Origin of the sequence: Sinomonas humi, from assembly GCF_000802235.1 — a bacterium.
Taxonomy (GTDB): domain Bacteria; phylum Actinomycetota; class Actinomycetes; order Actinomycetales; family Micrococcaceae; genus Sinomonas; species Sinomonas humi.
This window is the reverse complement of sequence record NZ_JTDL01000037.1, coordinates 79,849-99,429: the sequence shown is the minus strand read 5'-3', so window position 1 is coordinate 99,429 and position 19,581 is coordinate 79,849. Positions and strand designations below refer to the sequence as shown.

Below are 19,581 nucleotides of genomic sequence, written 5' to 3'. Positions count from 1 at the left end.
AACACATGCATCAGCTCATGGTGCAAGCAGCCACCGAGAGCGCCAGCCCGCTCGTACCGAACTGGTGGGAGGTGCTTGTCACCGCGATCGGCTTCGCCATCCTGCTCTTCATCGCCGTCAAGTTCGTCGTGCCGGCGTTCGAGAAGACCTTTGCGGCGCGCGCGGAGGCGATCGAAGGTGGCATTGCGAAGGCCGAGAAGGCTCAGGCCGAGGCTTCCGCCGCCCTCGAGGAGTACAAGCAGCAGCTTGTCGACGCCCGGACTGAGGCGAACCGCATCCGCGAGGAGGCTCGCGCTGAGGGCGCTCAGATCCTCGCCGAGCTCAAGGAGCGGGCGGCCGTCGAGGCCGCGCGCATCACCGAGCAGGCTCACGTCCAGATCGAGGCCGAGCGGCAGCACGCCCTCGTCTCGCTCCGTACCGAGGTCGGCTCGATGGCAACGACGCTTGCTGGACGGATTGTCGGCGAGTCCCTGGACGACGACGCGCGTGCAAGCCGCGTGGTCGACCGCTTCCTCGCGGACCTGGAAGCCCAGAACGCAGGTGCGGCGAAGTAATGGCAGGAGTATCGAGCGAATCGCTGGCCACCGCGCTGGCGGACCTGGAGACGAAGCTGCCCACGGCATCGCTGTCGCTGGCGGATGAGCTCTTCGGCATCCTGCGGGTTCTCGACGGCTCGGCGGGCCTCCGCCGAGCGCTGACGGACCCGTCCCGCGAGGGTGCGGAGAAGTCAGCCCTCGTCCAGCGGCTTCTCGCCGGCAAGGCCTCGACGGACGCGGCGGAGATCGTGTCGCAGTTGGCCTCGCAGCGTTGGGCGGGCTCCCGCGATATCAGCGATGCACTCGAGACCCTGGCAGCGACTGTGGCGATCGCCGTAGCCGAGCAGAGGGGCGGGGTGTCGGGGCTGAGCGGCCTCGAACGACTCGAGAACGACCTGTTCTCGTTCGTGCGCACCGTTGACGACAGCCACGATCTGCAGGCCGCGCTCAGCGAGCCGCAGGCTACTGCAGAGGCGAAGCGGGCGCTCGCGCTCCGTCTCGTGCCTGCTGCCTCGGACGAGGCGCGCCTGCTCATCGGCCAGGCCGCGGCAGACCCGCGCGGCCTCAAGCCGACGGAGCTCGTGAAGCGTTTCGCCGCGCTGGCAGCCAAGCGTCAGGAGCGCTGGATCGCGGAGGTCGTCGTCGCGCGGCCCCTGACCGACCAGCAGGCGGAGCGGCTGCAGGCCGGCCTCAACCGGCTGTACGGCCGCGAGCTCAAGATCAGCACGACGCTCGATCCCCAGCTGCTGGGCGGCGTCCGCGTCACGGTCGGCGACGAGGTGCTCGATGCCTCGACGTTGGCACGGCTCACCGAACTGCGCCGCCAGCTCGCGGGGCAGACCGGCTAAGACGCCACAGCACACTTCGAACCACACAAGAAGGTCATCACAGCCAGCACTGCACCGATGATGACCACGAGATGTAGAGAGCAGGGACTGCAGATGGCCGAATTGACCATCAATGCCGATGACGTCCGCGATGCGCTGAACGACTTCGCGGCGTCCTACGAACCCGGAACCGCCGAGCGCGTCGAGGTCGGGACCGTCGTCCAGGCCGCCGACGGCATCGCCCGTGTCGAGGGACTTCCCTCGGTCATGGCCAACGAGCTGCTGCGGTTCGAGAACGGCGTTCTGGGCCTCGCCCAGAACCTCGACGTCCGCGAGATCGGCGTCATCATCCTCGGCGAGTTCGCCGGCATCGAGGAGGGCCAGGAGGTGCACCGCACCGGGCAGATCCTCTCGGTTCCGGTCGGCGATGCCTTCCTCGGCCGCGTGGTCGACCCGCTCGGCCAGCCGATTGACGACCTTGGCCCGATCGCCGCGGAGTCGACCCGTGCCCTCGAGCTGCAGGCCCCGGGCGTCACCCAGCGCAAGTCCGTCCACGAGCCGATGCAGACCGGCCTCAAGGCCATCGACGCGATGATCCCGATCGGCCGTGGCCAGCGTCAGCTCATCATCGGTGACCGCCAGACCGGCAAGACCGCGATCGCGGTCGACACGATCATCAACCAGAGGGCGAACTGGGCTTCGGGCGACGTCACCAAGCAGGTTCGCTGCATCTACGTGGCCATCGGTCAGAAGGCGTCCACGATCGCGGCTGTGCGCCAGACGCTCGAGGACAAGGGTGCACTCGAGTACACGACGATCGTGGCCTCTCCTGCGTCCGACCCGGCCGGCTTCAAGTACCTCGCGCCGTACGCGGGCTCCGCGATTGGCCAGCACTGGATGTACGGCGGCAAGCACGTTCTCATCATCTTCGACGACCTGTCGAAGCAGGCTGAGGCTTACCGTGCCGTCTCGCTCCTCCTGCGCCGGCCGCCGGGACGCGAGGCCTATCCGGGTGATGTCTTCTACTTGCACTCCCGCCTCCTCGAGCGCTGCGCGAAGCTCTCCGACGAGCTCGGCGCTGGTTCGATGACGGGTCTGCCGATCATCGAGACCAAGGCGAATGACGTCTCGGCCTACATCCCGACGAACGTCATCTCGATCACCGACGGCCAGATCTTCCTCCAGTCGGACCTGTTCAACGCCAACCAGCGTCCCGCTGTCGACGTCGGCATCTCGGTCTCCCGCGTCGGTGGCGCCGCCCAGGTCAAGTCGATGAAGAAGGTCTCCGGCACGCTCAAGCTCGATCTTGCGCAGTACCGCGACATGCAGGCGTTCGCGATGTTCGCGTCCGACCTCGACGCTGCCTCGCGTCAGCAGTTGACCCGCGGCGCGCGCCTCATGGAGCTCCTGAAGCAGGGGCAGTACTCGCCGTTCCCGGTCGAGGAGCAGGTCGTCTCGATCTGGGCCGGAACCAACGGCTACCTCGACAACGTTCCGGTCGAGGATGTCCGTCGCTTCGAGGCCGAGTTCCTCGAGTATCTCAAGCACCGCACGTCGATCCTCACAACGCTCGCCCAGACGAACGTTCTCGATGACGACACGGTCGAGGCACTCAAGTCTGCGATCACGGACTTCAAGCAGGGCTTCTTCGGGCAGGGCGACAGCTATCTCGTTGCCCCTGGCCACGAGGAGCACGAGGCTCTTTCCGAGGGCGATGTCAACCAGGAACGGATCGTCAAGCAGACGCACTGATTCCACTCGGTGACCCGGCGGTGGCCGCCGGTGCGGAGGGCAGCTCCGCCCGGCGGCCTCACGGGTCAGCGATGGACAGGAAAGGACAAGAATGGGTGCCCAGATCCGGGTCTACCGCCAGAAGATCGCCTCGACGACCTCGATGCGCAAGATGTTCAAGGCGATGGAGCTGATTGCCACCTCCCGCATCGGAAAGGCGCGGGCTCGCCTCGCCTCCTCCCTGCCGTACGCACGGGCTATCACCCGCGCGGTCTCGGCGGTTGCGTCCACGAGCGACTTCGAGCACCCGCTGACGACGGAGCACGAGAATGTCCGCCGTGCCGCCGTCCTCGTGCTGACCGCTGACCGCGGACAAGCGGGAGCGTACTCGGCGACCATCCTCAAGCGGGCCGAGTCGCTGACGGAGCTTCTGCGGAGCCAGGGCAAGGAAGTCGCAACGTACCTCGTGGGCCGCAAGGGCCAGGCGTACTTCGACTTCCGCAACCGCGCCTACGCCCAGGTGTGGACGGGGCAGACGGACAGCCCGGAATTCGAGCGCGCTCGTGAGATCCGCACCGTCCTGCTCGAAGCGTTCTCTGCGCCGTACGAGGAAGGCGGAGTCGACGAGATCCACGTCGTGTACACGTCGTTCAGGTCGATGGTCGTTCAGGAAGCCGTGGTCATCCGGCTCCTCCCGCTCGAGGTGGTATCGGAGAAGGCATCGGAGGCGAACGAGATCCTCCCGCTCTACGAATTCGAGCCTGAGCCCGAGAAGGTGCTCGACGCACTCCTGCCCCGATACATCGAGTCTCGGATCTTCGCTGCGATGCTGCATTCGGCCGCGAGCGAGCTCGCGTCGCGTCAGCGGGCGATGAAGAACGCTGGCGACAATGCGAGCGACCTGATCAAGAAGTACACGCGACTGCGCAACACCGCCCGGCAGGCGGAGATCACGCAGGAGCTCACGGAGATCATCGCAGGCGCGGACGCGCTGAACGCCTGAGGCCCCGGAGCCTCGGCCCCACTCAATAGACTGACTACACGCCAAACTGGAGAAGTGAGAGACATGACTGCCACTGCCCCCGAAGCGGTTGCCACCGCCGGCGCGACGGGCCGGATCGCCCGCGTGATCGGTCCGGTGGTCGACGTCGAGTTCCCCGCGGACTCGATCCCGGAGATGTACAACGCGCTGACCACCGAGCTCACGCTCGACGGCAAGACCCACACCATCACCTTCGAGACCGCCCAGCACCTCGGCGACAACCTCGTCCGCGCCATTTCGCTGCAGGCCACTGACGGCCTCGTCCGAGGCACCAAGGTCCAGGACACCGGTGCTCCGATTTCGGTTCCGGTCGGCGACGGCGTCAAGGGCCACATCTTCAACGTGCTCGGCAAGCCGCTCGACGTTGACGAGTCCGAGATCCAGGCATCGGACTACTGGCCGATCCACCGCAAGGCGCCGTCCTTCGCTCAGCTTGAGGGCTCGACGGAGATGCTCGAGACCGGCATCAAGGTCATCGACCTCCTCACCCCTTACATCAAGGGTGGGAAGATCGGCCTCTTCGGCGGCGCAGGTGTGGGCAAGACCGTCCTGATCCAGGAAATGATCACCCGTGTCGCGCGCAACTTCGGCGGCACCTCGGTCTTCGCGGGCGTCGGCGAGCGCACCCGCGAGGGCAACGACCTCTGGGTCGAAATGGACGAGGCCGGCGTGCTCAAGGACACCGCTCTCGTGTTCGGCCAGATGGACGAGCCCCCGGGAACGCGTCTCCGTGTCGCCCTGTCGGCGCTGACCATGGCGGAGTACTTCCGCGATGTCCAGAACCAGGACGTGCTCCTGTTCATCGACAACATCTTCCGGTTCACTCAGGCGGGTTCCGAGGTGTCGACGCTGCTCGGCCGCATGCCTTCTGCTGTTGGCTACCAGCCGAACCTTGCCGACGAGATGGGCGTGCTCCAGGAGCGCATCACGTCGACGCGCGGTCACTCGATCACGTCCATGCAGGCCATCTATGTCCCTGCCGACGACTACACCGACCCGGCGCCCGCGACGACGTTCGCGCACCTCGATGCAACCACCGAGCTTTCGCGTGAAATCGCGTCGCGCGGCCTCTACCCGGCCGTCGACCCGCTCTCCTCGACCTCGCGAATCCTCGATCCGCAGTACATCGGCAAGGACCACTACGACGTTGCGGTTCGCGTCAAGCAGATCCTCCAGAAGAACAAGGAACTGCAGGACATCATCGCGATCCTCGGCGTCGACGAGCTCTCCGAAGAGGACAAGATCGTCGTGGCCCGTGCCCGCCGCATCCAGCAGTTCCTCTCGCAGAACACGTACACCGCGAAGCAGTTCACCGGTGTCGAGGGGTCCACGGTTTCGATCAAGGACACCATCGAGGGCTTCAAGGCCATCTGCGACGGCGAGCTTGACCACATCGCGGAGCAGGCGTTCTTCAACGTCGGCGGCCTCGACGATGTTGAGCGCAACTGGGCCAAGATCCAGGAATCGACGAAGTAGCATGGCCGAACTCGAAGTCGAAATTGTGGCGGCGGACCACTTCGTGTGGTCCGGCGGCGCAAAGATGCTGAAGGCCCGAACGGCCGACGGCGAGATCGGGATCCTGCCCGGCCACACTCCGGTCCTGGCAATCCTGCACGAGGGCACGATCGAGATCCAGCCCGTCTCCGGCGACCGCATTGTGGTCGAGGCAGACGGGGGCTTCTTCTCGGTCGATAGCAACCGCGTGGTGATCGTCGCCGACAACGCCCAGATCAGCGAGTCAGTCGCGGGGACCCGTTAGCCCTCCTTGATGGACGATTCTGCTCTTCCGTTCATCGTCCTGGCAGCGGTCTTCCTGCTCCTCGCAGCCCTGCTCTGTGCCCTCGGGGTGCGCCGCTTCGTCCTGCGGCGCACCCTCGGCACGGTAGATGCCTCCATCAGCCTGTCCTCCGGGGCATGGCGGATGGGGGTTTGCCGTTATCAGGACACCGAACTCGAGTGGTTTGACCTCCTTTCCCTCAGTCCCCTTCCCAAACGTCGCTTCACGCGCAGCGCACTCGTCCTTCAAGGTCGCCGAATGCCGACGGAGGCTGAACGCCCCAAGGTGCAGGCCGACGTCGTCATCGTGGAGCTGACCCACCTCGGCAGCCAGGTGCGCTTCGCCATGGACTTCCGCGCCTACGCCGGTCTCGCCTCCTGGCTCGAAGCCGGCCCAGTGATCGGTGTTGGAACGTGGCGTTGACCACCGAGGTCGACGCGCCAGAGACTCGGCGTCTGGCCGAAACGGTGCGTGCCGGAGCAGCCCGGCGTCTAGTCTCGATCGGCCGATATCCGGTCACGCTCTCGCTCATAGCCGTCTTCTGGGCCGTCGGCGCTGCGACGGGCAGCATTCTCTCCGGCCCGAATGCTCAGCTCTACGGCCTCATCAGCGGTGACTTCGCCTCGCTGCGCTCTGGCCAATGGTGGGGCGTGGCCACCTCGATCTTCTTCGCGTCAAACCCGTTCGCCTACCTCGCCGGAACCGTGGTCATTGCGGCGCTCGTGCCGTTCTCGGAACGCGCCTTCGGCCCGCTGCGGACCATCGCGCTGTTCTTTGGCGGCCAGCTCGTGAGTCTTATCGCGTTCTTCGCAGTGGCCCAGATTGCCCAGTGGGCTGGCGACGACTGGATCGGGGCGATGGTCGATGTGCCGGTGCTCGGGCCGTACCCGGCGGCGCTCGTCTGCGGCCTCGGAGCGAGCGGGACATTGCGCGCGTTCATCCGGCGGCGCCTGCGCGCCGTCGTCATCGCTGTGGCCGGAATGCTCGTCCTGTACATCGGGCACTCCGAGACGGTGCTCGGACTCATCGGGGCGCTCGTGGGCCTTGCTGTCGGCTGGTGGTTCCGCACCGGTGTCCCCGAGCAGACGTTCAGGCTCCCCAGCATTCGAGAGCGCAGGAACCTGCTCGCGCTATGCGTGGCGTTCGTCGCGGTCGGGCCGATCCTCACCGCTTTCAGCCACAGCCCGAGCGGGCCACTCGCTCTCGTGCGGGACATGGTCCTCAACCCGCTCCCCGCCTTGACCCAGCTCGAGCAATACTGCGGCGGAACGGTGGACAGTGAGTGCCTGCAGGCAGGCCAGCCGACGGTCCTCTCAGCGGCGGGCTACCTCACCTCGCTCTTCCCCATCCTGATCCTCCTGGTGTGCGCTGAAGGCCTCCGCCGGGGCCGCTTGGTAGCGCTCCGCATCGCCGTCTTCGTCCAACTCGCGGTTGCAGCGCTCACCGCCGGCTATCTGGTCTTGTTCCTTCGGATCCCGTACCGGCCAGTGCGGAGCCGCATCGGAATCCTTGGGTCGAGCTTCGTCCACCTCCTGCCGGTCGCGGCCTGCGCGCTCGCACTCGTGATCCTGCTCTGGATGCACCGGGACCTCTTTCCCGTCGAGACGGCCCGGGGGACGCGCCATAGGCTTCAGATCGCAGGAGCCGTGCTCGTGGGCGGCTTCGTGACGGTCTACGTCCTCCTGTGGCTGCGGGACGGTGGCCTCAGCCTCCCTGGGGGAGTGCTCGGGCTCGTGGGCGAGATCCTCCGGCAGTACGTGCCCTCGCCCATCCCGATTACCTATGCCCCGATCTTCCGCAATCGGAGTCCGCTTGAGCTCTGGATCTTCACCTACAGTGGGCTCGTCGTCTGGGCCGCCGCGCTCGTCGGCGTCAGCATCGCCGTCCTGCGTGGCCAGCAGACCCTCGGCAGGAGGGATGACAGCCTTCTGCTAGCTCGGCGCCTCGTGCACGAAGGGGGCGGAAGCCTGTCCTGGATGACGCTCTGGCCTCCGAATCGCTTCTGGTTCGAGGAGCGGTCGACGGCGGGCGTCGCCTTCCAGCAGCATGGTCGGGTCGCGCTTTCGGTCGCCGGGCCGATCGGGCCTGCAGACCGTTGGACCTCGGCTGTCGAGGGTTTCATCGGCTACTGCTCCCGGCATGCCCTCGTGCCGTGCTTCTACTCCGTCACCGAGGATTTCTGGCCGTTCCTGCGTGACCGAGGCTTCCGCCGCGTGGAGGTCGCCCAGGAGACGCGGCTGCGGATCCGAGAGCTCGAGTTCAAGGGGAAGGACTGGCAGAACGTGCGCACCGCGGTGAACCGGGCCCGCAAGCTCGGTGTCCGCGCCGAATGGTCGCGCTACGTGGCGCTTGGGCCGCAGCGACGCTCGCAGCTGCACGTCCTTGCCGAGGACTGGTCCGCGCAGAAGGCTCTCCCCGATATGGGGTTCACGCTGGGCGGCCTCGACGAGCTCGCGGATCCGGAAGTGCTCCTGTGCCTCGCAGTCGACGGCGAGGGGATGCTTCACGGCGCGACGAGCTGGCTCCCGGTCTACCGTGAGGGCCGAGTAGTGAGCTGGACCCTCGACTTCATGCGCCGGAGTCCAGACGGTTTCCCAGGGGTGATGGAATTCCTCGTAGCCTCGGCCGTGACCCAGCTTCGGTCCACGGTGGATACCATTTCGCTTTCCGGCTCACCGCTTTCGTCAGATCCGAACGGAGAGCGTGCCGCCGTCGAGGGTGAGGACGAGCTGCTCGGCAGGATTCTCGACGCGACCGGTCAGGCCCTCGAACCCGTTTATGGGTTCCGTTCCCTCGCGCGCTTCAAATCCCACTTCCAACCCGAATATCGCGCGCTCTACATGTACTACCAAGACACCTTGCACCTGCCCGCTATTGGCCGCGCTCTGGCCGAGGCGTATCTACCCGGTATCACTACGAGGCACCGGATGCGGCTTCTGCGCAGACTCGTCAGGTAAACGCCGATTAGTGACGGGGGCGGTCAAGAATATTCACAGAACGCAAACAACAGGGCCCCGGAGTTACCCGGGGCCCTGTGCGAATGTGTCGAGATCAGAGCGCGGTGACGCCCGTAGCCTGCGGTCCCTTCGAACCCTGGCCGATCTCGAACTCAACGCGCTGGTTCTCCTCAAGCGTGCGGAAGCCCGTCGACTTGATCTCCGAATAGTGGACGAAGACGTCGCCTTCGGCGTCGTCCGGAGTGATGAAGCCGAAGCCCTTCTCAGCGTTGAACCACTTGACGGTTCCCTGTGCCATTCCTTGATTCTCCTGTGGATTGCCGATCGATGGCCTTCCGCGGTGCGGAAAGCCCAGTTACTCCGCGGGAAGAACCTGACACGCACTGTTATCAGGAGCTTCGCGCTCGCAACGGTCTTGCGAGCATGTTCTGCTAGCTGAACAAGCTGCTAGCTCACAGATACTGCTGACTACTCAAGACTGGTTATAGCCAATCATGCCCAGAAGGCACGGTCAATGGCATAGAAAGACGTGCCCCAAATTCCGAGAGAACAATTTCTGAATCGAGCGTCTCAACCCGCGTTCGGCAGAGGCAGGACCTGGCCGTGGCGCACGACGGCGGCGAGGCCCAGTTCGGAATCAGTCGCCACGAGGTCTGCGCACAGGCCACGCCGCAGGCTCCCGAATTCGTCGATCCGGCCGAGCACTTCCGCCGGTACGGCGGTGGCCGAGCGTACGGCAGCAGCGACCGGGACTCCGCCCTCGACGGTCTTGCGGACGACATCGAGCAGGGTCGCGGTGCCCCCGGCGATCGCCCCGTTTGAATCGAGGGTCGCGACGCCATTCCGCACAGTGACAGCCGACGGCCCGAGCATGTACTGGCCGTCGCCGAGCCCAGCGGCCGCCATCGAGTCGGTAACGAGCGCGATGTTCTCCTCGCCGACGAGCGAGAAGATGGTCCGGACCGTGGCGGGGTCGAGGTGGACGCCATCCGCAACGAGTTCGATGACGGCGCGCCCCTCCGCGGCAGCGCGAAGGCACGCGGCCACGGGTCCGGGCGAGCGGTGGTGCAGCGGCGGCATGCCGTTGAACAGGTGGGTCACGGTCGGGAGGGTCTCTTCGCCGTCGAATCCGGCCGTCGTCAGTTCATCGCGAGCCTGGGCCAAGGAGGCCTCGGCCGTAGCGTCGTCGCAGTCGGTGTGGCCAAGCGATGGCGTGACGCCGTGCTGGATGAGGAGGTCGACAAGCGCCGCAGCTCCGGGAAGCTCGGGCGCATACGTCATGGTCTCGAGGTTCCCCTCCGCGGCCTCGATCAGGTCTTCGGCGAGGCCGATGTCGGGCTCGAGCAGGAATTCCGGGTTCTGGGCGCCGCATCGCGCAGAGGAGAGGAAGGGTCCCTCGAGATGGATGCCGCTCACGAGGCCCTCAGCATCGAGGCGTGCGAAGAGGCGCACACCCTTCAGGAGATCCTCGGGAGGGGCGGTGACGAGGCTTGCCAGCAGGCCCGTTGTCCCCGAGCGGTGAAGGAAATCGAGGGCGCGTCGGGCGGCTGCCTCATCGCCGCTCGGGAAGTCGCCTCCGGCAGCACCGTGGCAATGGAGGTCGACAAGCCCGGGGAGCAGAAGCGCGCCCTCCGGCAGAGGTAGCTCCTCGCCGCCGAACTCCGCGGCGTCGAAGTCCGCTGCCAGTCCTGCATACGCGATCCGGTCGCCCTCGATGGCGACCAGCCCGTCGTCGAGCGTTTCCCCATCGCTCACGATGCGGCCGCGCGCGATGAGGCGGGTCTGCTGGGAGGTGGGGGAGGTCATACGACGATCATAGGCGAGTAGGTCGTGTCGCGTCCGTCTTCGATCTCGGAAAGCGGCCAGCGACGAGGCATCTGGAGCGGTAGCCGCTAGAAGAGCCTGCTCTCGGAATCGTCGACGCCGCGCATCGCGTCGTAGTCGAGCGTGAGGCAGTCGATGCCCCGGTCGGTTGCGAGGACCCGGGCCTGCGGCTTGATCTGCTGCGCCGCGAAGACGCCACGCACCGGGGCGAGGAGCGGGTCACGGTTGAGGAGTTCGAGGTATCGGGTGAGCTGCTCGACGCCGTCGATGTCGCCGCGCCGCTTGAGCTCGACGGCCACTGTCCGGCCCTGAGCATCCCGGGCGAGGATGTCGACGGGCCCGATCGCCGTCGCGTACTCGCGCCGGATGAGCGTGTACCCCGCGCCGAGCGTCTCGATCTGCTCGGCGAGGAGGCGCTGGAGGTCGGCCTCGACGCCGTCCTTGATGAGCCCTGGGTCCACACCGAGCTCATGGCTCGAATCATGCAGGTGCTCGTGGATGTTCACGATCAGGCGGTCATCCGATTTCGCGGATTGAACAGTCCACCGTTCGATGACCCCGTCCTCGAACTGACCTCCCTCGGCGTCCGCGACTGTGATCCGCAGAGTCGCGGGAGGACTCATCCAGTTGAGCGGCTTGTAGGAGCCGCCGTCGGAATGAACCAGGACTGACCCGTCTGCCTTGACGAGGAGGAGCCGGGTCGCGAGGGGGAGGTGGGCCTTGAGGCGGCCTTCGTAGTCCACCGAACAGCGGGCAATGACGAGTCGCACCCGAGAACTCTACCGCCCGCCACGCATCCGGCCGTGACAGATCAGCTTCGAGGTCGCGAGAGAATGGGCGCATGCCGCGTTCCAACCGTCCCCGTCGCCCGGCGCGCCCCGCTTCCAGTGGTCGCGGGCGCGCGACCGGTGCCTCCAAGCCGGACGACGGCGGCGAGGACTTCGATCTCGAGCGTGTCCTCGCAGGCTTTGCGCGGCTCGAGTCCGCGCCCGACGGCGACTGGCGGGTGCGGCAGGTGACGACTCGGAACGCGGCGAAGGACTACACGTGCCCGGGCTGCTCGCGCACCATTCCTCCTGGGGTAGCCCACCTGGTGGTGTGGGCGGATGATCACCTGTTCGGCGAGGAGGCTGGAATCGCCGAGCGGAGACACTGGCACACCCATTGCTGGCGGACCCGCTCTTACAGATATCGGTAAGGGCGGGAGAGGCGGCCGATAGTCTGGGCTCATGCCCTTCGACCCCTCTTCCTACGAGTTCACGCCGACGTCTGGCCCCATCGAGGTCCGCCCGAACACGGTGCTGCCCGCTCGGCGCGAGAACATCGAGCTTCGGACCGAGGACGGCCTCACGCTCGTCGGCGAACTCGCGCTCCCTGCGGAGGCAGAGCCCAAGGCGACCCTCGTGACGCTCCACCCGCTCCCTACCCATGGCGGCTTCATGGACTCGCACGTCTTCCGGAAGGCGTCCTTCCGGCTGCCCGCGCTGGCGGACCTCGCCGTCGTCCGCTTCAACACCCGCGGGACCTCAAGCCCTCGCGGCACGAGCGAGGGAAGCTTCGAGGAAGGCATCGGCGAACGCGCGGATGTCGAGGCTGCCGTGCGCTTCGCAGCCGATCGAGGACTTCCAGGGCTTTGGCTCGTCGGCTGGTCATTCGGGACGGAATTGGCCCTCAAGTACGGCGCGCTCCCGCCGGTCGAGCCGCAGATCGAGGGCGCGGTCCTGCTCTCGCCGCCCCTCCACCGCGCTGGCGAGGATGACCTCGCCATGTGGGCCTCGTCGGGCAAGCCGCTCACAGTGATCGTGCCTGAGCACGACGACTACCTGCGGCCGGCCGAGGCCCGTGAGCGATTCGCGGCGGTACCCCAGGCCAAGGTCATCGGGGTCGACGGCGCAAAGCACCTGTGGGTCGGGGAGAAGTTCGTGCAGCGGGTTCTGGGGGAGATCGTCTCGACTGTCACCGGCGAAACTGCGGGAGCGGCCGCGCCCCTGCCGACGTCGTGGGAAGGACCGGTAGCCGTCGCTGCCAGCTGACCCGCAGCAGCCCGTCAGGACTCCCGTCGCACCGTGGCCGTGCCGCAAGTGCTGGTCTGGGCGTCGGTGCTGGTTCGGGCGTCCGTGCTGGTTCGGGCGTCAGTGCTGGTCTTGGCGGGCGATGAAGACTTCGCGGATCAGGAGCATCGCGGCAGCTGCCGTGGGGATGGCGATGAGGGCGCCGAGAACCCCGAGCAGGCTCCCCCCAGCGATCACGGAGATGACGGCGACAGGCCCGGGAACAGCGACGGCCTTCTGCATGATCCGAGGGGAGACGAAGTAGGCCTCGAACTGTAGATAGCCGAAGTAGGCGATCGCGAGCACGACGGCGGTCTGCCAGCCGGCCGTGAGGGCCACCAGGACGATGGTCGTTCCCGCGATGACCCCGCCGACGAGCGGGATGAACGCGAGGAACCCGACGACGAACGCGAGGAGCGCGGCAAACGGCACGCGGAGGATGCTCATGACGATGAAGGCATATGTCGCGTTGAGCACCGCGACGCACACTTGGCCGATGACATAGTTGCCGACCGACCTCGTGATCTCCTCGGAGAGCGCCTCCACCCTGGCCCTCCGCGAGCGCGGGGCCAGGCGGTAGCCCCAAGCTTTGATCGCCGGGAGCGCCGCGAGGAAGTACAGGCTCAGGACGAGGACGACGAGGGCACCGAACGTCGTGTTGGCGATCGTGGTGCCCACACCGAGCACGCCGCCGAAGACATTTGTGACCGCCTCGGAATTCTGGCCGAACTTCTGCAGTTCGTCGGTGATGCGCTGCTTGATTCCGAACTGTTCGTCGAGGCTCCTGTACCAATCCGAATGCACGATGCTGTTGATCCAGTTCGGGAATGCGGTGACCAACTGGCTGATCTGGTCGACGAGCGTCGGGATGAGGGTGCCGAAGAACGCCGCGAAGATCGCGAGGAGGGCCAGCAGAGTGATGGTGATCCCCGCTGCGCGCGGCACACGCCGTCCCTCGAGCCAGCGGACCACCGGGTCCAGGCCGAGGGAGATGAAGAGGGCGGTCAGGATCCACACGAGAAGCTGCGTCGTGTGCTGGGTGATGTAGTAGAGCGCAAGCGCAATGCCGACGCCGACCGTGCCCATGAAACCGACGTACAGGGGGTGCTGGGTCGACATGCGCGGCCCCGGCTTGCCGAACTCGCCCTCGGGTTCAGGCTCGGTTGCCTCAAGGAGCGGCGGCATCTGGAAGCGCACACGCGGCTGAGCCCCCGGGATCGGGCGGCGAAGCCGGTTCGCAAAGGAGCGCATGTCCCACTGCCGCCGGACAGCTCGGGCACGGGCTTCCTCCGTCGAGGGGGTACCGAGTCCGGCCGAACGGTCATCCGGCGTTCGAGTCGGTTCGTCTGCCACAGCTTCTGCCTTCCGATCGCGCCTTTCGTCACCCTATCAGCCGCGTGATCACGGGGTTGGGAGGGCCGGATGGCGGGGATCGGAACGGCCCGACTCGGCCTTCAGGTCACGATTTGGTTACCATTAACCGTCCCTTTCCCCGACGTGAGGTGTTTTCTGTGCGAGTCAAGACCGCAGCCGCGCTCCTGCTGCTGGGCCTGATAGCTCTCGTGGCCGGCATCGGCCAACTGACGTTCTGGGCGCCCCCAAGCACCGTGACGGCGACTCTCCCCGCCGGCACAAAGGCGGCCCCGCTCACAGTGATCGATTCAAAGCTCGAGAGCCTCCGGGGAGGGCAATCCGAGATATCGATCAAGGGCGACGGCGCTTTCGTGCTTGCCGTTGGACGCCCCGACGATGTCGCCGCGTGGGTGGGCAAGACGGCCCACACCACGATCGACGGCGGTTCGGCTGACGGAAAGCAGCTGACCGCGAACTACACAGCGGGCGACGCTTCGGCGCCCTCGCCAGCCGGTGCAGACACGTTCGCGACGACCCAGAATGCTTCGGGCACCCTCGACTACCACTGGAACCTCCCGGACGACGGCAACTGGCAGCTTGTCCTCGCGACGGATGGCACAAAGCCCGCTCCGCATGACATCACGGTCACGTGGCCGAGCAACGCGACGACCCCGTGGGGCGTTCCGCTCATTGTCCTCGGGTGCCTCCTCATCGTGGCGGGTGCCGTGCTCCTTGTGCTCCACCGCCGTTGGCCTGGCTCGGGCCAGCCGGTGACTGCCTCTGGCGGCCCGAGCGCAGCCCCACGAAACGCGCAGCCTGAGACGCCCGCCGCCGGTCGGGCAGAGCGTCGGGGTCTCGCCCGCTCCGCCTCGGCCGCGGTCGCCGTCGTCCTCGCCCTCACGGGCGGCGCGGCTGCAGCGCACGCGACCACGAGCCCTGCTCCCTCGGCGACCCCCTCTGGTTCGGCTAGCCCGTCTGGTTCGGCCAGCCCCTCGGCCTCCTCCAGCGCCAGCCCCTCGGCTTCGCCCGCCGCCACGCCGAATCCCCAGGACAAGGTCCTCGTGGACGAGCAGTTCCAGCGGATCCTCGACCAGGTCGCGAGCACCGTTGCGGCAGGCGACCAGGCCAAGGACGCTGCCAAGCTGCAGCCGCGAGTCGACGGTACGGCGCTTCTGGCGCGGATCCAGAACTACAAGATCCGGGCGTCGGTGTCCTCGGCGGCCGCCCTCGCGCCGGTCCGGAGCTCCCGCCTCCTCACGAGCGTCGTGACGGTCCAGCGCAGCTGGCCCCGGACGGTTGTCGCTGTGACGCAGGGCGACGGCAACACGACGCCACAGATCCTGACGCTCAAACAGAATGACGCCCGGTCCAACTACAAGCTCATCGGGGCCTCGCCGCTTCTGCCGGGCGCGACCTTCCCCAACGCGCTCAAGGCTGGCGCGCAGCAGATCGGGCTCGACTCGAACGGCGGTATTGCCTACAGCCCGAACCTCGCTCTGGCGGGACTCGGCGACCGGCTGACGAATACCAACAGCACGTGGAAGAACGCGATTCCGGACAACGCGTACACCAAGGACACCATCGGTTACGAGACGGACATCGTGAACTCAAGCCCGAATGGCAATCTCGTGTTCACCCACGCCCCGACGGGCAACGACACGGTTGCGTACCGTACGGCCGACGGGGGAGCGCTCGTCGTCGCCACCCTCAAGTTCACGATCGACGGCACACCCAAGTCGGCCGGCGACAAGATCACCGTCCAGGACGACGCTGCCGCCCTCGCTGGCGGGAAGGAAGCGACGACCAAGATGAGCCTCGAGTTCCTCGAATCCGTCGCGCTGTACATTCCGCCGGTGGGCTCGAAGCAGCAGCTCACTCTCGTGTCGGCGACGCGCAACCTGGTGGGTGCAAGCGTGAGCTAGCCCTCGCCGGTTCGATTTTCGCGAGGGGCGGAGGCGCTGTGAGCGTCTCCGCCCCTCGCACTATGGTGGAGGCATGAGCGTTCCCGGTTCCCGCCAGCCAAGCCCTCTGCCCTCAATGAGCCTCCGCGGCGCCGTCGATCTCTCGGCGCTCAAGGCGCGAGCGACGGCGACCCCGCCTGCGCACGCGCCGAGCGCAAGCGCGGCGAATTCGGCGGCGAGTTCGTCTGCCCAGGCTCAGACAAGCCGGGAGCAGCCCGGCGCGGACTCCGGACAGACGATTCAGATCGACGAGGCCAACTTCCCGCAGCTCGTGCAGCTCTCGGCGCAGGTGCCCGTCGTCGTCCTCCTGTGGGCGCAGTACTCGCCCGAATCACAGCGCATGCGGGACGAACTCGCGGCGGAAGTCGCTGGGTACGGCGGCCGCCTTGCGTACGCAACTGCCGACATCGAGGCGTTCCCCCAACTTGCGCAGGCATTGGCGATCCAAGCGGTTCCCACCGCCGTCGCGTTCCTCAAGGGGCAGCCCATCCCGCTCTTCCAAGGTGCTGCAGCTCCAGACCAGTCCCGTCAGCTCTTCGAAGAACTGCTCCGCGTGGCGGAGGCCAACGGCGTGACGGGCACGGTCGACGGCGAGCCGGCGTCCGCGCCCGCGGAGCCCCCGCTCCCGCCCCGCCTCCAGGAAGCGTACGAGGCGCTTGAGGTGGGCAACTATGCCGCGGCTGAAGCCGCCCTGACGAAAGAGCTCGCCGAGCACCCTGCAGACCATGAGGCGAAGGCGATGCTTGCGCAGGTCCACCTCATGTCGCGCGTCGAGAGCCTCGGCCAGGATGAGGCCGAACGGGTTCGGGCGGCAGCAGCCTCGTCTCCTGATGACGTCGAGGCGCAGCTCGCGGTCGCCGATCTGGACCTCGTGGGCGGCCACGTCGAGGACGCATTTGCGCGGCTGGTCGGCTTTATTGCGAAGAACTTCGGACCCGAGCGCGAACAGGCCAGAGTCCGCCTGCTCGAGCTCTTCGAAGTGATCGGCACGACGGATCCTCGCGTCAGCTCGGCGCGTCAGCAGCTCGCCCGGGCGCTCTTCTAGTCCCTGCTCGGTTCGGGAGAATTCCTCCTCAGGGTGTCCTCCGTAGGAGGGATCCCATTGCGTGGTCGGCTTGCTAGCGTGTGGTCATGACTCTGCCCAGCTACCCCGTGCCCGAGGGCGCGGGGTACCCCGCCGGCTCGGCTCTCTCGATCCGAGGCCTCGCGAAGTCCTTCGGGGGTAAGCCGGCCGTCAACGGCATCAGCCTCGAAGTGCCCACCGGGTCGTTCTATGGGCTCGTGGGTCCCAACGGTGCCGGGAAGACGACGACGCTGTCGATGGCGACGGGCCTTCTGCGCCCCGACGCTGGGACGGCCCTCGTATTGGGCATCGACGTATGGCAGGACCCGCTCGGCGCCAAGCGCCTCATGGGTGTGCTGCCGGACGGGGTCCGGCTCTTCGACCGGCTCAGCGGAGAACAGCTCATCACGTATGCGGGCCTCCTGCATGGGCTCGACCGGGCGACCGTGGCCGCGCGCACCCGCGATCTCCTCGAAGCCTTCGATCTCACGGCTGACGCGCGGACGCTCGTCGTGGACTATTCCGCCGGTATGACCAAGAAGATCGCGCTCGCCGCGTCCCTCGTGCATGCGCCGCGACTGCTGGTCCTCGACGAGCCGTTCGAGTCCGTGGATCCCGTCTCGGCCGCCAACATCCGTGCCATCCTGACTGACTACGTCCACTCGGGCGGAACGGTGATTGTCTCGAGCCACGTGATGGACCTCGTGCAGCGGATGTGCGATCACGTCGCCGTCGTCGCTCAGGGCCAGCTCCTCGCTGCCGGGACGGTCGACGAGGTGAGGGGCGAGTCGACGCTCGAGGACCGCTTCGTGCAGCTTGTAGGAGGCCACGGTCCGGCAGAGGGGCTCTCGTGGTTGCGCACCTGATCACCCTCAAGCTCGTGCTCCTCCGCAACGGCCTCCGCCGAAGCGTGGGCCAGCTGGTCGGTCTCATCATCGGCTCGCTCTACGGGCTCGGCCTGCTCTTTCTCGCCGTACTTGGCCTCATCCTGCTTCGCCTCGCGGACGCGGCCATCGCGGAGCCCATTGTCGTCCTCGGCGGTTCCGCGCTCCTCGCCGGGTGGGCCTTCGCGCCGATCCTTGTCTCCGGCGTCGACCTCACGCTGGATCCCGGGCGTTTCGCGCTCTATCCCATCCCGCTGTCCCGGCTGCTCGTCGGTCAAGCGCTAGCCGGGATCATCGGCGTTCCCGGTGCCTGCACCGCTGTCGCCCTCGCCGCGACCGTGGTGACGTGGGCGCGGGACCCGCTCACGTTCATCGCCGGAATCGTGGGCGCGGCACTGGCCCTCGGCCTCTGTGTCGTGGTGAGCCGCCTCGTCGCGAGCGCCGTGACGGACCTTGCTACGTCGCGGCGCTTCCGTGAGGGGAGCCGCATGATCATGATGGTTCCGATTGTCCTGCTCGGGCCTATCGTCGGCCTCGCGATACGAGGAATGGAAACGAACCTCGAAGCGATGCGATCGCTCGCACAGGTCCTCGCCTGGACGCCTCTCGGCGCGGCGCTCGCCGTACCCGGTGCGGTCGCCGAGGGGCATCTGCTCGAGGCGTTCGCGAAACTCCTCATCGCGGCTGCGTCCCTCGCGGTGGCGGCCTGGGCTTGGTCACGAGCCCTCGCGCGGGCGCTCGTCACCCCCGCGAGCCGGGCCTCATCAGGGAGCAAGGCGGGGCGGAGGGGCCTCGGGCCGTTCGGTTGGATGCCGGCCAGCCCGGCGGGTGCCGTTGCCGCCCGCGCGCTGATCTACTGGGTCCGCGACCCGCGGTACGGAACCGCGCTCATCATCGTTCCGCTCGTCCCGGTGATCCTGTTCTTCTCGTCGGCCCAGCAGCACCAGTCAGACGTGTTCCTCCTTTCAGGCCCCCTCGCCGCGTTCCTCCTCGCCTGGTCACTCGCGACGGACGTCTCCTACGATTCGACCGCATTCTCACTTCACCTCACCGCGGGTGTGCGCGGGCGGGCCGATCGCTGGGGAAGGGCGCTCGCCCTCCTGACTTTCGCTGTGCCTGCCGCGATCGTCATAGCGCTCGTGCCGTTCGCGGTGTCCGGGCGATGGGGCCTCCTGCCTGCATACATGGGGCTCGCGTTGGGCGTCCTCCTCAGCGGCAGCGGACTTGCCTCGGTCGTGTCCTCGAGGTTCACCGTGACCGTTCCGCTCCCGGGAGAGAGCCCGTTCAAGCGGCCGCCGGGCAACGCTACGCAGACCTTCCTCGTCCAGATCGGCGGCCTCCTCACCCTTGGGCTGCTTGTCCTGCCAGAGATCGTGCTCGTGGCGCTGTCGGTCGGGACAGGGGAGACGGGCTACGGCTGGGCTGCGCTCCTTGTCGGCGTAGTCCTCGGAAGTGCGCTCTTCGTGCTTGGAATAACGCTCGGGGGAATCTGGCTCGACCGTCGTGGGCCGGAGGTCTACGCCTCCCTCGTTCGCTCTGGGTGACGCCATTCGAAAGCGGCCCTCTGGCCCCCGG

The 19,581-nt window shown here is 67.1% G+C and carries 18 protein-coding genes; 14 read left to right on the top strand and 4 right to left on the bottom strand.

The window, feature by feature from the left end; translation table 11 throughout:
- Nucleotides 1-5 precede the first annotated feature (5 nt).
- The 8 genes from LK10_RS02840 (at nucleotide 6) to LK10_RS02805 (ending at nucleotide 8,870) form a co-directional block, all read left to right on the top strand.
- Nucleotides 6-554: a F0F1 ATP synthase subunit B gene (locus tag LK10_RS02840; protein ID WP_043119938.1), complete on the top strand. Its 549-nt coding sequence runs from the start codon at nucleotides 6-8 to the stop codon at nucleotides 552-554.
- Nucleotides 554-1,384 (top strand): F0F1 ATP synthase subunit delta, encoded by an 831-nt coding sequence (locus tag LK10_RS02835; protein WP_043119936.1) that lies wholly within the window; start codon nucleotides 554-556, stop codon nucleotides 1,382-1,384. Before LK10_RS02840 ends, LK10_RS02835 begins: the two co-directional genes overlap by 1 nt.
- Nucleotides 1,385-1,477: 93 nt before the next feature.
- On the top strand, nucleotides 1,478-3,115 hold the full coding sequence (gene atpA / locus LK10_RS02830; RefSeq protein WP_043119933.1) for a F0F1 ATP synthase subunit alpha: 1,638 nt from the start codon (nucleotides 1,478-1,480) through the stop codon (nucleotides 3,113-3,115).
- A 91-nt stretch (nucleotides 3,116-3,206) separates the two neighbouring features.
- Nucleotides 3,207-4,097, top strand: a complete 891-nt coding sequence (locus LK10_RS02825; RefSeq protein ID WP_043119932.1) for a F0F1 ATP synthase subunit gamma — start codon at nucleotides 3,207-3,209, stop codon at nucleotides 4,095-4,097.
- A gap of 63 nt (nucleotides 4,098-4,160) precedes the next feature.
- Entirely contained in the window at nucleotides 4,161-5,612 is a 1,452-nt protein-coding gene (atpD, locus tag LK10_RS02820) for a F0F1 ATP synthase subunit beta (protein WP_043119930.1), read from the top strand.
- A gap of 1 nt (nucleotide 5,613) precedes the next feature.
- A complete protein-coding gene (locus LK10_RS02815) occupies nucleotides 5,614-5,895 on the top strand; it encodes a F0F1 ATP synthase subunit epsilon (RefSeq protein WP_043119929.1) in 282 nt (93 codons plus the stop codon).
- 9 nt (nucleotides 5,896-5,904) lie between these two features.
- Nucleotides 5,905-6,336, top strand: coding sequence for a DUF2550 domain-containing protein (locus LK10_RS02810; protein WP_043119928.1), 432 nt, complete (start codon nucleotides 5,905-5,907; stop codon nucleotides 6,334-6,336).
- On the top strand, nucleotides 6,327-8,870 hold the full coding sequence (locus LK10_RS02805; protein WP_052206866.1) for a phosphatidylglycerol lysyltransferase domain-containing protein: 2,544 nt from the start codon (nucleotides 6,327-6,329) through the stop codon (nucleotides 8,868-8,870). Before LK10_RS02810 ends, LK10_RS02805 begins: the two co-directional genes overlap by 10 nt.
- A 94-nt stretch (nucleotides 8,871-8,964) precedes the next feature.
- On the opposite strand, the gene LK10_RS02800 is transcribed toward LK10_RS02805, so the two are convergent.
- The 3 genes from LK10_RS02800 to nucS all read right to left on the bottom strand — a co-directional run bounded on the left by LK10_RS02800 (nucleotide 8,965) and on the right by nucS (nucleotide 11,464).
- Entirely contained in the window at nucleotides 8,965-9,168 is a 204-nt protein-coding gene (locus LK10_RS02800; protein ID WP_043119926.1) for a cold-shock protein, read from the bottom strand.
- Nucleotides 9,169-9,440: 272 nt separating this feature from the next.
- Nucleotides 9,441-10,676 carry an N-acetylglucosamine-6-phosphate deacetylase gene (locus tag LK10_RS02795; RefSeq protein WP_043119925.1) on the bottom strand — a complete coding sequence of 412 codons (1,236 nt, stop codon included), beginning with the start codon at nucleotides 10,674-10,676 and terminating at the stop codon, nucleotides 9,441-9,443.
- 86 nt (nucleotides 10,677-10,762) lie between these two features.
- Nucleotides 10,763-11,464 carry an endonuclease NucS gene (gene nucS / locus LK10_RS02790; protein WP_043119923.1) on the bottom strand — a complete coding sequence of 234 codons (702 nt, stop codon included), beginning with the start codon at nucleotides 11,462-11,464 and terminating at the stop codon, nucleotides 10,763-10,765.
- Between the two features lie 71 nt (nucleotides 11,465-11,535).
- Here nucS and LK10_RS02785 point away from each other — a divergent pair, with 71 nt between their 5' ends.
- Both LK10_RS02785 and LK10_RS02780 read left to right on the top strand, forming a co-directional pair.
- Entirely contained in the window at nucleotides 11,536-11,892 is a 357-nt protein-coding gene (locus tag LK10_RS02785) for a hypothetical protein (RefSeq protein ID WP_043119921.1), read from the top strand.
- Between the two features lie 31 nt (nucleotides 11,893-11,923).
- Nucleotides 11,924-12,727, top strand: a complete 804-nt coding sequence (locus LK10_RS02780) for an alpha/beta hydrolase (protein ID WP_043119920.1) — start codon at nucleotides 11,924-11,926, stop codon at nucleotides 12,725-12,727.
- Nucleotides 12,728-12,826: 99 nt separating this feature from the next.
- On the opposite strand, the gene LK10_RS02775 is transcribed toward LK10_RS02780, so the two are convergent.
- Nucleotides 12,827-13,996 carry an AI-2E family transporter gene (locus tag LK10_RS02775; RefSeq protein WP_043119919.1) on the bottom strand — a complete coding sequence of 390 codons (1,170 nt, stop codon included), beginning with the start codon at nucleotides 13,994-13,996 and terminating at the stop codon, nucleotides 12,827-12,829.
- A 260-nt stretch (nucleotides 13,997-14,256) separates the two neighbouring features.
- Here LK10_RS02775 and LK10_RS02770 point away from each other — a divergent pair, with 260 nt between their 5' ends.
- The 4 genes from LK10_RS02770 (at nucleotide 14,257) to LK10_RS02755 (ending at nucleotide 19,550) form a co-directional block, all read left to right on the top strand.
- The gene (locus LK10_RS02770; RefSeq protein ID WP_043119917.1) at nucleotides 14,257-16,020 is read left to right on the top strand and encodes a hypothetical protein; all 1,764 of its coding nucleotides are present in this window, start codon (nucleotides 14,257-14,259) and stop codon (nucleotides 16,018-16,020) included.
- A 73-nt stretch (nucleotides 16,021-16,093) separates the two neighbouring features.
- Nucleotides 16,094-17,104, top strand: a complete 1,011-nt coding sequence (locus LK10_RS02765; protein ID WP_043119916.1) for a tetratricopeptide repeat protein — start codon at nucleotides 16,094-16,096, stop codon at nucleotides 17,102-17,104.
- An 86-nt stretch (nucleotides 17,105-17,190) separates the two neighbouring features.
- Entirely contained in the window at nucleotides 17,191-17,988 is a 798-nt protein-coding gene (locus tag LK10_RS02760) for an ABC transporter ATP-binding protein (protein WP_052206902.1), read from the top strand.
- The gene (locus tag LK10_RS02755) at nucleotides 17,973-19,550 is read left to right on the top strand and encodes a hypothetical protein (protein ID WP_043119915.1); all 1,578 of its coding nucleotides are present in this window, start codon (nucleotides 17,973-17,975) and stop codon (nucleotides 19,548-19,550) included. Before LK10_RS02760 ends, LK10_RS02755 begins: the two co-directional genes overlap by 16 nt.
- Nucleotides 19,551-19,581: the final 31 nt, after the last annotated feature.